Raw genomic sequence first — 13194 nt, 5'->3', positions numbered from 1 at the left:
GCCCGCGCAGCACATGCAACGGATTTGCAAATCACGACGCGGATGCCCGCGTCACCAGATCATCAAGAGAACGTCATGCTGACTGGAAACATCCTCACCCCCGACGGCTGGATTCACGGTTCGCTCGATAGCGAGAACGGCCGCATCACCACGCTCGACGGCGCGCCCGTCGATCCCGCGAAGAACGACGCGCCGTACATCCTGCCCGGCTTCATCGACCTGCACGTGCATGGCGGCGGCGGCGCCGACGTGATGGAAGGCGGCGACGCGATCGAAACGATCGTCCGCACGCATGCGCAATTCGGCACGACGAGCCTGCTCGCGACGACGATGACCGCGCCGCGCGACGAACTGATGGAAGTCGTCGCGAATCTCGGCACCGCCGCGCGGGCCCGCACGCCGGGCGGCGCCCGCGTGCTCGGCGTGCATCTCGAAGGGCCGTACATCAACCCCGGCAAGCTCGGCGCGCAGCCCGACGCGGCCGTGTCGGCCGTGCTCGACGAGGTGCTGAAGTACCTGTCGATCGCGCCGATCCGCGTCGTCACGCTCGCGCCGGAAATCGCGGGCCACATCGAGATCATCGGCGAGATGGCCGCGCGCGGCGTGCGCGTGCAGCTTGGCCACTCGCTCGCAACCTACGACGACGCGGTCGCCGCGCTCAAGCACGGCGCATGCGGTTTCACGCACCTGTTCAACGCGATGTCGCCGCTGCATCACCGCAACCCGGGCCTCGTCGGCGCGGCGCTCGCGCATGCCGAATACGCGGAAATCATCCCCGATCTGCTGCACGTCCACCCGGGCGCGATTCGTGCTGCGCTGCGCGCGATTCCGCGCCTGTACGTCGTGACCGACAGCACGTCCGCCACCGGCATGCCCGACGGCGAATACCGGCTTGGCAGCCAGCACGTGACGAAGTGCCTCGGCGGCGTGCGGCTCGCAGACGGCACGCTCGCCGGCAGCACGCTGACGATGGACCAGGCGCTGCGCAACCTCGTGTCGCTCGGCCTGCCGATCGCCGACGTGTCGAACCGGATGTCGCGCTACGCGGCCGACTACCTCGGCGTGACCGATCGCGGCCGCCTCGAGCGCGGCGCATGGGCCGACCTCGCGGTGTTCGATCGCGACCTGAACCTCACCGCGACCTACGTCGAAGGAGAATCGATTGTCGAATATGCTTAAGGAAGCGCGCGAGTCCGCCCAGGTCGTCGCCGCGCAGATCGCCGACACCGCGCGCGTCGAAGCGCTCGCCGGCCAATTGCTCGATCACCCGCCGGCCGTCGCGCTGACGGTCGCGCGCGGCAGCTCGGATCACGCCGCCAGCTATTTCGCGAGCCTGACGATGAGCCGCCTCGGCGTGCCGGTCGCGTCGCTGCCGATGTCGGTCGCGACGCTGCAGCAGGCGCCGCTGAAGGTGCAGGACCAGCTCGCGATCGCGTTCTCCCAGTCGGGCAAGAGCCCCGATCTCGTCAATACGATGGCCGCGCTGCGCGAAGCCGGCGCGCGCACCGTCGCCGCCGTGAACGTGCTGCCGTCGCCGCTCGCCGATGCGTGCGAGCACCAGTTGCCGCTGCTGGCCGGCCCCGAACTGTCGGTCGCCGCGACCAAGAGCTATATCGCGATGCTGTCGCTGTCCGCGCAGATCGTCGCGTACTGGCAGCGCGACGCCGCGCTGATGACCGCGTTGCGCGGGCTGCCCGACGTGCTCGCGCAGGCCGGCCGGCTCGACTGGTCGCAAGCCGTCGCGGCGCTCGCGGGCGTCGAGCGGATGATCGTCATCGGCCGTGGTCTGGGCCTCGCGATCGCGCAGGAAGCCGCGCTGAAGCTGAAGGAAACGTCCGGCATCCAGGCCGAGGCATTCTCGAGCGCCGAAGTCCGTCACGGCCCGATGGAGCTGATCGACCGCGACTATCCGCTGCTCGTGTTCGCGCCGCCGGGGCCCGAACAGGCCGGCCTGCTGCAGCTCGCCGCGGACATGCGCGCCCGCGGCGCCGCCGTGCTGCTCGCGGCGCCGGCCGGCACGCCCGGCGTATCGACGCCCGGCGTATCGGGCGCCGTGCTGCCGCTCGCGCAGTCCGCCCATTCGGCGCTCGACCCGATCGCCGCCATTCTTTCGTTCTACGTGATGGCGGCGGATCTCGCCGTCGCGCGCGGGCGCAATCCCGACACGCCGCGCCACCTGAACAAAGTCACCGAAACGCACTGATAGCCGAGAAAGCCGATGAGACGCGCCGAGGAATCCCAGTTGAAGAGCCCCACCCACGATCAGATCGTTCTGCTCAGCCCATTGACGGGGCCGATCGTCGCGCTGGCCGACGTGCCCGATCCGGTGTTCTCCGGCGGGATGTTCGGCGACGGCATCGGCATCGACCCGCTCGCGGGCCGGCTCGTCGCGCCGTGCGCGGGCGTCGTGTCGCATCTCGCGCGCACGGGCCATGCGGTCACGATCACGACACCGCAAGGCGCGGAAGTGCTGCTGCACATCGGCATCGATACCGTCGAGCTGAACGGGCAGGGCTTCATCGCGCACGTCGAAGCCGGCGCGCGTGTCGAGGCGGGCGCGCTGTTGATCGAGTTCGACCAGGACGCGGTGGCGCGCCACGCGCATTCGCTCGTGTCGGTGATCGCGATCGCGAATTCCGACGCGTTCGAGGTGGTCGAGCGCGCAAGCGGTTTCGCGACCGCCGGCGAGACGCCGTTGCTCGCGCTGCGCGGCAAGGGCGAAGCCGCCGCGCAGGCGGCGCAGGCCGGTGCTGCCGCGCAGAACGAAGTGCGCCGCGAGATCGTGCTCGCGCAGCCGGGCGGGCTGCATGCGCGGCCGGCCGCACGGGCGCGTGAAGCCGTGCGCGGGTTCGATGCGACCGTCGACGTGCTGTTCGACGGCCGCAAGGCGTCGATCGCGAGCGTTGTCGGCCTGCTCGGCCTCGGCGCCGGCGAAGGCGCGACGGTCGAACTGGTCGGGCGCGGCGCGCACGCGCAGCAGGCCGTCGATGCGGTCGAGCGCGAGCTGCTGCGCGAGGCGCACGGCGAAGTGGAAGAAAAGCCGGCGCGGCTGAAGTCGCCCGCGCCGCAAGCCATCGCGCACGCACCCGGCGCGACGCTCGACCCGAACACGCTCGCCGGCGTATGCGCGGCGCCCGGCATCGCGGTCGGCACGCTGGTGCGTCTCGACGATGCGGACATCGTGCCGCCCGAGCAGGCGTCCGGCACGCCGGCCGCGGAAAGCCGCCGCCTCGACCAGGCGCTGAAGGCGGTCGACGCCGAACTCGGCGAAACGGTGCGCAACGCCTCGGCGCGCGGTGCGGTGGGCGAGGCGGGCATCTTCGCGGTGCATCGCGTGCTGCTGGAGGACCCGACGCTGGTCGACGCGGCGCGCGACCTGATCAGTCTCGGCAAGGGCGCGGGCTTCGCGTGGCGCGCGACGATCCGCACGCAGATCGACACGCTGTCGAAGCTCGACGATGCGCTGCTCGCCGAACGCGCGGCCGACCTGCGCGACATCGAGAAGCGCGTGCTGCGCGCGCTCGGCCATACGAACGGCGCCGCGCGCGCGCTGCCCGACGAGGCCGTGCTCGCGGCCGAGGAATTCACGCCGTCCGACCTGGCGTCGCTCGATCGCGAACGCGTGACCGCGCTCGTGATGGCGCGCGGCGGCGCGACGTCGCACGCGGCGATCATCGCGCGGCAGCTCGGCATCCCGGCGCTGGTGGCGGTCGGCGATGCACTGTACGCGATTCCGGACGGCACGCAGGTCGTCGTCGATGCGAGTGCGGGCCGGCTCGAACATGCCCCGACCGCGCTCGACGTCGAGCGCGCGCGGCACGAGCGCCAGCGCCTGGACGGCGTGCGCGAGGCGAACCGGCAACAGGCCGGTGAGGCGGCCGCGACGGTCGACGGTCGCGCGATCGAGGTCGCCGCGAACATCGCGACGCTCGACGACGCGAATACCGCGGTCGACAACGGCGCGGACGCGGTCGGCCTGCTGCGCACCGAACTGATGTTCATCCATCGCCAGGCCGCGCCGACGGTGGTCGAGCATCAGCAGAGCTACCAGTCGATCGTCGACGCGCTGCAGGGCCGCACGGCGATCATCCGCACGCTCGACGTCGGCGCGGACAAGGAAGTCGACTACCTGACGCTGCCGCCCGAACCGAACCCGGCGCTCGGCCTGCGCGGCATCCGTCTCGCGCAGGTGCACCCCGATCTGCTCGACGATCAGTTGCAGGGCCTGCTCGCGGTGAAGCCGTTCGGCGCGGTGCGCATCCTGCTGCCGATGGTGACCGACGCAGGCGAGCTCGTGCGGCTGCGCAAGCGCATCGACGAATTCGCGCGCGCGCAGGGCCGCACCGAGCCGATCGAGGTCGGCGTGATGATCGAGGTGCCGTCGGCCGCGCTGCTGGCCGACCAGCTCGCGCAGCACGCGGATTTCCTGTCGATCGGCACCAACGACCTGACCCAGTACACGCTCGCGATGGACCGTTGCCAGGCCGACCTGGCCGCGCTGTCCGACGGCCTGCATCCGGCCGTACTGCGCCTGATCGACATCGCGGTGCGCGGCGCCGCGAAGCACGGCAAGTGGGTCGGCGTATGCGGCGCGCTCGGCGGCGATCCGCTCGCGGTGCCGGTCCTGGTGGGCCTCGGCGTGACCGAACTGTCGGTCGATCCGGTGTCGGTGCCGGGCATCAAGGCGCGTGTGCGCCGTCTCGATTACCAGTTGTGCCGTCAGCGCGCGCAGGATCTGCTCGCGCTCGACTCGGCACAGGCGGTAAGGGCAGCAAGCCGCGAGGTCTGGCCGCTCGACTGAGCGTCGACGGCAGGTTCGCGACCGGTTTCACGACGAAGGCATTCGCTCAACGACGATTAATGACGAGACAAGGATTGGAGGACTGAATGAACGGGAATCCGTTTCTGAAAATACAGGGCCTGGGCCGGGCACTGATGCTGCCGATCGCGGTATTGCCGGTCGCCGGCATCCTGCTGCGACTCGGCCAGCCGGACGTGTTCAACATCAAGATGATCGCCGACGCCGGCGGCGCGATCTTCGACAACCTGCCGCTCTTGTTCGCGATCGGCGTGGCGGTCGGCTTCGCGAAGGACAACAACGGCGTGGCGGCGCTCGCGGGCGCGATCGGTTACCTGATCGAAACCGCGATCATGAAGGACATCGATCCCAAGCTGAACATGGGCGTGCTGTCCGGGATCATCGCGGGGGTCGTCGCGGGCCTGCTGTACAACCGCTACAAGGACATCAAGCTGCCGGACTACCTCGCGTTCTTCGGCGGCAAGCGGTTCGTGCCGATCATCACCGGGCTGGTCTGCGTGATACTGGGCATCGCGTTCGGGTACGTGTGGCAGCCGATCCAGCATGCGATCGACGCGGCCGGCCAGTGGCTGACGACGGCGGGCGCGATCGGTGCGTTCGTGTTCGGCTTCCTGAACCGTCTGCTGCTCGTCACCGGCCTGCACCACATCATCAACTCGCTCGCGTGGTTCGTGTTCGGCAACTTCACGCCGCCCGCCGGCGGCGAGATCGTGCACGGCGACCTGCACCGCTTCTTCGCGGGCGACCCGACCGCGGGCACCTTCATGGCCGGCTTCTTCCCGATCATGATGTTCGGCCTGCCGGCGGCGTGTCTCGCGATGCTGCACGAGGCGCCGAAGGAGCGCCGCGCGATGGTCGGCGGCCTGCTGTTCTCGATGGCGCTGACGTCGTTCCTGACCGGCGTGACCGAGCCGATCGAGTTCAGCTTCATGTTCCTCGCGCCGGTGCTGTACGTGATCCATGCGGTGCTGACGGGCTTGTCGCTCGCGATCTGCCAGATTCTCGGCGTGAAGCTCGGCTTCACGTTCTCCGCCGGCGCGATCGACTACGTGCTGAACTACGGGCTGTCGACGAAGGGCTGGATCGCGATTCCGCTCGGCATCGCGTACGGCGCCGCGTACTACGGGCTGTTCCGCTTCTTCATCCGCAAGTTCAACATGGCCACGCCGGGCCGCGAGCCGGCGTCGACCGATGCGGCCACGGAATCGTACGCATCGGGCGGGTTCGTCGCACCGGCCGCGGGCGCGGCTGCAACGGCTGCCGCACCGCGCGCGCAACGCTACATCGCCGCGCTCGGCGGCGCGGCCAACCTGTCGGTCGTCGACGCGTGCACGACGCGCCTGCGCCTGACCGTGGTCGATCCGGAGCAGGTGTCGGAGCCGGAACTGAAGTCGATCGGCGCGCGCGGCGTGCTCAAGCGCGGCGGCAACAGCGTGCAGGTGATCATCGGGCCCGAGGCCGACATCATTGCCGACGAGATGCGCGCCGCGATCGGCGGCGGCGCGACCGGTGCGGCCGCGCCGGCGACGGCCGCCGCGCAGCCGGTCACGGGCGCGGCCGCCGGCCCGCTCGATCCGGAACCGACCCGCTGGCTCGCGGTGTTCGGCGGCGCGACCAACGTCGCGTCGCTCGATGCGGTGGCCACCACGCGCCTGCGCGTGGTCGTGCGCGATCCGTCGGCGGTCGATCGCGAGCGTCTCGGCACGCTCGACGTCGCGTGGGTGTCGCTCGACACGTTCCACATCGTCTGCGGCAACGCGGCCGCACGCTATGCCGAACAACTCGGCGCGCGCCTGCCGCCGTCGGGCGGCGGGGCGGCAGCCCAACCGGCGTGATGCGGTGAAGCCGGCCTGACATCCGCGCGGCGGATGCGGGTCGGCGGTCAAGAGAGGCCAAAAGAAAACGGCTTGCGACGACGATGTCGCAAGCCGTTTTTGCTTTGGAGACGGCGGTGCGCGATACGCGATGCGTTGCGCCGCATCGCTTGTCGCTCGACTGCCTGGCCGGTCAGCCGATCACGGATTCGTCAGCGTGAAGGTCGGCTTCCGGTAGCCGACGCCGGCGCGGTCGAGCTTCGGCAATTCGCGTTGCGTGAGCAGCGTCGCGAAGCCGGCCCAGTCGCGCTGCAGCGCGGCGATGTCGACGTGATGCGTGTCGCCGCGCTTGAAGCGCACGCCGGCCGCATACGGCAGCTCCCAGTCGGCCCGGTGCCACGCGCGCTCGGCGAGCGCGAGCAGTCGCGGATAGGTCATGTATTCGAGAAAGGTGTCGTTGCGCATCACCTCGCCCCAAGCCTGGCCCTGCATGCCTTCGATGCGCGGCGCGGGGCCCGTGCCCGTCACCTCGAACGGGTTGCCGTCGCGGTCGCCCATCACTTCGGCGTTCTGCGGCAGGTTCTCCGGCGCGAGCGAGAACACCTTGTACTCGTCGGTCGCGTGCGAGCCCCAGTAGTAGCCGCGCTCGCGCGGATTGAGCGTGTACGGGAAGTCGAAGTACAGGTAGTCGGGCAGCGCGAGCACCGTCTGGTAGCCCCTGCCGCTCAGGTCGCGCGCGCTGTCCGACGCGCCCCAGAAGATCGTGTCCCACAGCGACACCATCACGTGGCGCGTGCTGAAATCCTGCGGCCCGTTCGCATGCTTGATGCCGTCCTGCCACGCGGCCATCGTGCCGATCCCGCTCGCGTTGACCGCCGCGCTCACCTGTTTCGCGAAACGCGTCGGCAGCTCGTCGATCGACTTGATCTCGCCGCGCTGGAGCAGCGCCGTGCAAGCGGGCGAACGCGCCCACGGCTTGTCCTGCGCGGCCAGATCGATGCGCCCCTTGTTCGGGTCGGTGCCGTTCAGCGGCTGGAAGCCGCCGCCGAGGAAGATGTTCTTCGCTTCGTCGCCGCCGTAGTGCCAGGTCTGCAGCGGCGCCTGCGCGTCCGCGTGCATCGCCGCGATCTCGCGGATCACCTTCGACGCGAAGTTGAGCGCGCCCGGCACGCACGGGTTCAGGTCGCTGCGCCGGTCGTAGAACTGCACCGTCGTCAGGTTCGTCGTGTCCTGCGGGTCGAGCAGCCGGTATGCGTTCGCTTCCTGCTCGCGACCCGCCGCATGCAGCCGCCGGTAGCGCGCCTCCATCGTCACGACGGCCGCCCGCGCATGCGCGGGCATGTCGATCTCGGGGATGATCTGAACGAAGCGCGCGGCCGCGTAGCGCACGAGCGCCACGTAGTCGTCGCGCGTCAGGTAGCCGCCGCCCGAGCGATTGTCCGGCCCGGAGCCGAGCTGCGGCAGCAGGCAGCGCGTCTCGCTCGGGTCGTGGCAGCGGCGTCCCCCGATCTCGGTCAGCTCGGGCAGGCCGGGAATCTCGATGCGCCAGCCTTCGTCGTCGGACAGATGCAGGTGCAGGCGGTTGAGCTTGTACGCGCTCATCTGGTCGATCAGGCGGCGCAGCGTCGCCGGCTGCTTGAAGTTGCGCGCGAGGTCGACGTGCATCCCGCGATGCGTGAAGCGCGGCGCATCCTCGACGAGCATCGCCGGGATCGGGCCGCCGCCGGCCGGCGCGAGCGAGTAGAGCGTCTGCACGCCGTAGTAGAGGCCCGCGCGATCGTAGCCTTCGATCAGCACGCCGCGCGGCCCGATCGCGAGCCGGTAGCCGCCCGGTGTCGCGAGGTCGGCCGGCAGCCGGCTCGGCGCGACGAAGCCGCGTACCGGCACGCGTGCGCCGTCGAGTCCGAGGGTCGTCGCGCGCTCGCGCAGCGCCGCGACCTGCGCGTCCGGCAGGTCCGGCAGCGCGAGTTCGACGCCGCGCAGCTCGAGCGTGCCGGGCAGCGGCAGCTCGCGCTTCACGCTCGGCAACGCGCGACCGGGATCGGGCCGCGCGGCCACGGGCGGCGCGTTGCCGGTCGAGTTGTTCTGCGCGTCGGCCGGCAGCGATTCGACGTAGCGCAGCTCGTTGTCGGTGTCGTCGTAGCGCAGCACGGCCGGCGGCGCGCCGTCGACGACGACGTACGGACGCGGAATCACGTCGCTGTAACGCAGCAGCCAGTATTCGGCGACGAACGGCAGCTCGATGCGCTCGCCGGGCGCGAGCCGCACCGAGCCCGGCTGCGGCGTCAGCTCGTACAGGTCGCCGGTGAGCCGCCGCAGCGCGAAGCCCGGCCGGTCGATCCGCAGCAGGCGGCGGATGCTGTGCAGGTAGAGCTTCCAGCCGCCGTCGGCGATCGCCGCATGGCCGCGGTTCTGCAGGATCAGGCGGCCGGTCGCGCAGGCGGCGCCGTCGGCGCCGAGATCGGCGCACGGTACGCCGGCCGCGGCCGCGTGGTTGTTGTCGACGGCCACGCGCAACGCGAGGCCGTTCGACAGCAGCATCGCGAGGCTGGCCGCTTGCGCGGTGCCGGCGTTCGCGCCAGCGGCGGCCGACGCCGGCGCCGCGGAGATCGCCGCCGGCGACAGCACGGCGATCAGCAGGCCGGCAATGAGGGAGGGCAAGGTACGCTTCAATTCGAACTCCTGAGAAAAAGGGGGCGTAGCGGCGCCGTGACGCGACGTCGCTGCGATCGGGTCTTTCAGTGGAGCTGCGGGAGATACCAGCACGCGGAGCGATGCGGCTGCGCCGCGCGCATTCGGCACGCGGGCGCGTGCGTTACGGAACGGGAGGCGGGCATGCGTGCCGGTCGGCGCGGCGCGGCGGCGTGCGCGGAATCATCGGCGGCTCGCGGCGTTCGCTGCAGCGGCGAGACGGCCGCAATCGACGGCGCGCGGTTGGCCGCGCACGAGCGCGACGACGGCACGCGCCGTGGCACGCGGACATCGACACGGCGCGCACGCGCACGCCACACACGGGATTCGCATGTCTCCCCCACCCAGAAGGAATCGGCCTGTCAGCGGCCGTGTCCAACGATCTTATGAAACCTTTTATTGGTATTCAAGTGGTATCAATCTGGCGCTAAATTGGCATCGCCGTGCGACGTCCCGCCGGCGCGGCCGTGACGAAAAAAAACCTCGCGCGAAGCGAGGTTCTTTCCGTTGTCGGACGGCGGCCGCGCGTATCGCGCGCGGTGCGTCACTGCGTCAGTCGCGGCGCGCACGCACCGGCGCTTCCTGCGGCTTCTGCCGCGCTTCGAGCCACATCGCGTTGACGATGCCGAACGACAGCGCGACGCCGATACCGAGAATCCAGCTGAAATACCACATGATCCGACTCCTTGCGAAACGGTGGGCGAGGGCGCCTGCGCGCCCCGGCCCGGTTCAGTGCGTCAATACATCGAGTGCTTGTTCTCTTCGAGCGTCTGGTGCGTGACCTTGCCGCGCATCACGCGATACACCCAGCTCGTGTAGAGCAGGATGATCGGCAGGAACACGATCACCGCGAACAGCATCACCTGCAGCGTCATGTGGCTCGACGTCGAATCCCACACGGTCAGGCTGCTGCGCGGGTCGAGCGACGACGGCATGATGAACGGGAACATCGAGAAGCCCGCGGTCAGGATCACGCCGACGATCATCAGGCCCGTGCAGAAGAACGCCGTCTTCTCCTGCTTCGAGCCGGCGAGCAGCAGCGCGAGCACGCCGCCCGCGATCCCGACGACGGGCGCCGCGATCATCCACGGATACTCGCCGTAGTTCGCGAGCCACAGGCCCGAACCGGCGGCGACGTCCTTGAGCAGCGGGTTCGCGACGGTGTCGGTCGGCGCGGCGTGGGTGATGTGGAAGCCGCCGATATACGAAGCGACGAGCACGCCGGCCAGCACGAACAGCACGACCGCGAGGAACGACGCGACGCGCAGCGCGATCGACGCACGGCGCGCGATCACGCCGTCGGTCTTCATCTTGATGAACGCGGCGCCGTGCGCGACGAGCATCGTGAGGCTGACGAGCCCGCACAGCAGCGCGAACGGGTTCAGCAGCGCCCAGAAGCCGCCGTAGTAGGTCACGCGCAGGTCGCTGTCGAACTTGAACGGCACGCCCTGCAGCAGGTTGCCGAACGCGACGCCGAACACCAGCGCCGGCACGAAGCCGCCGACGAACAGGCCCCAGTCCCAGCCCGCGCGCCAGCGCGGGTCGGGCCGCTTGCTGCGGTAGTCGAAGCCCACCGGCCGGAAGAACAGCGCGAACAGCACGAGCAGCATCGCGAAGTAGAAGCCGGAGAACGACGCGGCGTAGACGAGCGGCCACGCGGCGAACATCGCACCGCCGGCCGTGATCAGCCACACCTGGTTGCCTTCCCACGTCGCGCCGACCGTGTTGACGATGATGCGGCGCTCCTCGTCGGTCTTGCCGAGGAACGGCAGCAGCGCGGTCGCGCCCATGTCGAAGCCGTCGGTGACGGCGAAGCCGATCAGCAGCACGCCGACGAGCAGCCACCAGATCAGCTTGAGAGTTGCATAGTCCATAGCGATTCCTTGTTCGGTTGCGAGGGCGTGCTCAGACCGCGGCCCGCTCGCCGGCGGCGGCGAGTTCGTGGTGATAGCGGCCGGTATGCAGCGACGACGGGCCGAGGCGCGCGTACTTGAACATCAGCTTGATCTCGATGATGAACAGTACCGTGTAGAACGCGATGAAACCGGCGAGGCTCAGGTACAGGTCCGTCGACGTCAGGCTGGACGCGGACAGATGCGTCGGCAGGATGCCCGCGATCGTCCACGGCTGGCGGCCGAGCTCGGCGACGACCCAGCCGAATTCCGCGGCGAGCCACGGCAGCGGGATCGCCCACACCGCATAGCGCAGGAACCAGCGGCGGTTGTCCTGCAGCAACTGCCGGCGCGCGCAGAACCAGAACGCGGCGACGAAGGTCGCGAGGAACAGGAAGCCGAGGAACACCATGATCCGGAACGAGAAGAATACGGGTGCGACCGGCGGGATCGTCTTCTTCGCGGCGGCCTTGATCTGCTCGGGCGTCGCATCGACCACGTTCGGCGTGAACTGCTTGAGCATCAGTCCGTAGCCGAGATACTGCTTGTGCTGGTCGAACAGCGCGCGGGTCGCGTCGCTCGTGTCGCCTTCCTTGATCTTCTGCAAGGCGCCGTACGCGACCATCCCGCTCTGGATGTGTTCCTCGCTGTGCTTCGCGAGCTCGCGCAGGCCGATCACCGGCTCGTCGATCGAGCGCGTCGCGATCAGGCCGAGCGCGTACGGGATCTTGATCGCGTAGTCGGTGCGTTCTTCCTTCTGGTTCGGGATGCCGATCAGCGTGAACGATGCCGGCGCCGGCTGGGTTTCCCATTCCGATTCGATCGCGGCGAGCTTCATCTTCTGCACTTCGCCGGTCGTGTAGCCCGATTCGTCGCCGAGCACGATCACGCACAGCGTGGCCGCGAGGCCGAAGCCGGCCGCGACCGCGAACGAGCGCAGCGCGAAGTCGACGTCGCGCTTTTTCAGCAGGTACCACGACGAAATGCCGAGCACGAACATCGCGGCCGTCACGTAACCGGCCGACACGGTGTGCACGAACTTCACCTGCGCGACCGGGTTGAACAGCACGTCGAACAGGCTCGTCAGCTCCATACGCATCGTCTGGTAGTTGAACTCGGCGCCGACCGGGTTGTTCATCCAGCCGTTCGCGACGAGGATCCACAGCGCGGACAGGTTCGAGCCCAGCGCGACGAGGAACGTGACGACCAGGTGCTTGACCTTCGACAGGCGGTTCCAGCCGAAGAAGAACAGGCCGACGAACGTGGATTCGAGGAAGAACGCCATCAGGCCTTCGACCGCGAGCGGCACGCCGAAGATGTCGCCGACGTAGTGCGAGTAGTACGACCAGTTCGTGCCGAACTGGAATTCGAGCGTGATGCCGGTCGTCACGCCCATCGCGAAGTTGATCCCGAACAGCTTGCCCCAGAACTGGGTCATGTCCTTGTAGACCTGTTTGCCGGTCATCACGTAGACGGCTTCCATGATGACGAGCAGCCAGGACAGGCCGAGCGTCAGCGGCACGAACAGGAAGTGGTAGAGCGCCGTGATGCCGAACTGCAGACGTGACAGATCGACGACTTCGCTACTTATCATGGTGGTCTCCCTCGGTAGATGCAGGCGCCGGCACCGAGAGCAGCTTCTCGGCCACGGCGGCAGGCGGCAACGACATGTGCTCGGCCTGCGGATGATTGAAGAATGCGTATTTGAGCGACATCAGGAGGATCAGCTTGACGATCAGCACCAGCGCGATGTCGCGGGCGAGGGTGGGGCCGCGTGCCCACGCGGCGATGCGCGCGCGCCAGCCGATCGTGCCGGCCGGCCGCGAAGGCTCTTTATTGATCGAGATCAAGGCGATTATCCTGAATCGATTGAGATCGGATTGGGGGCGACTTTACGTCGGATTGGTGACGGCCGTGAAGCTGTTTTAATCCTTTTGCGCCTGACATGCCAATTTTAAAAGGACGGCTTTCCGCTGCC

9 protein-coding genes are annotated in these 13194 nt (G+C 69.0%); 4 read left to right on the top strand and 5 right to left on the bottom strand.

Features of this window, described 5'->3' with window-relative positions; genetic code table 11:
* Positions 1-75: 75 nt before the first annotated feature.
* From nagA to nagE, 4 genes are all read left to right on the top strand, one after another.
* A complete protein-coding gene (nagA, locus tag H0X91_RS20405) occupies positions 76-1179 on the top strand; it encodes an N-acetylglucosamine-6-phosphate deacetylase (RefSeq protein ID WP_012492393.1) in 1104 nt (367 codons plus the stop codon).
* Entirely contained in the window at positions 1172-2203 is a 1032-nt protein-coding gene (locus tag H0X91_RS20400) for an SIS domain-containing protein (protein WP_196433289.1), read from the top strand. The genes nagA and H0X91_RS20400 overlap by 8 nt, the downstream gene beginning before the upstream one ends.
* A gap of 15 nt (positions 2204-2218) precedes the next feature.
* Entirely contained in the window at positions 2219-4801 is a 2583-nt protein-coding gene (ptsP, locus tag H0X91_RS20395; RefSeq protein ID WP_196433286.1) for a phosphoenolpyruvate--protein phosphotransferase, read from the top strand.
* A gap of 86 nt (positions 4802-4887) precedes the next feature.
* Positions 4888-6654 (top strand): N-acetylglucosamine-specific PTS transporter subunit IIBC, encoded by a 1767-nt coding sequence (nagE, locus tag H0X91_RS20390; RefSeq protein ID WP_006499031.1) that lies wholly within the window; start codon positions 4888-4890, stop codon positions 6652-6654.
* 180 nt (positions 6655-6834) lie between these two features.
* Here nagE and H0X91_RS20385 read toward each other — a convergent pair whose 3' ends face one another.
* The 5 genes from H0X91_RS20385 to cydP form a co-directional block, all read right to left on the bottom strand.
* The gene (locus H0X91_RS20385; RefSeq protein ID WP_196433285.1) at positions 6835-9306 is read right to left on the bottom strand and encodes a family 20 glycosylhydrolase; all 2472 of its coding nucleotides are present in this window, start codon (positions 9304-9306) and stop codon (positions 6835-6837) included.
* Between the two features lie 570 nt (positions 9307-9876).
* Positions 9877-9999 carry a cytochrome bd-I oxidase subunit CydX gene (gene cydX, locus H0X91_RS20380; RefSeq protein WP_006483737.1) on the bottom strand — a complete coding sequence of 41 codons (123 nt, stop codon included), beginning with the start codon at positions 9997-9999 and terminating at the stop codon, positions 9877-9879.
* A 62-nt stretch (positions 10000-10061) separates the two neighbouring features.
* Entirely contained in the window at positions 10062-11198 is a 1137-nt protein-coding gene (gene cydB / locus H0X91_RS20375) for a cytochrome d ubiquinol oxidase subunit II (protein ID WP_006483746.1), read from the bottom strand.
* A gap of 31 nt (positions 11199-11229) precedes the next feature.
* Positions 11230-12810: a cytochrome ubiquinol oxidase subunit I gene (locus H0X91_RS20370; protein ID WP_006483728.1), complete on the bottom strand. Its 1581-nt coding sequence runs from the start codon at positions 12808-12810 to the stop codon at positions 11230-11232.
* Entirely contained in the window at positions 12800-13072 is a 273-nt protein-coding gene (gene cydP / locus H0X91_RS20365; protein ID WP_369718778.1) for a cytochrome oxidase putative small subunit CydP, read from the bottom strand. The genes H0X91_RS20370 and cydP overlap by 11 nt, the downstream gene beginning before the upstream one ends.
* Positions 13073-13194: the final 122 nt, after the last annotated feature.

The organism is Burkholderia sp. 9777_1386 (assembly GCF_015712265.1).
Classification (GTDB): domain Bacteria; phylum Pseudomonadota; class Gammaproteobacteria; order Burkholderiales; family Burkholderiaceae; genus Burkholderia; species Burkholderia cenocepacia.
Note: the sequence above shows the minus strand (reverse complement) of the source record. Positions and strands in the feature narration are given on the sequence as shown.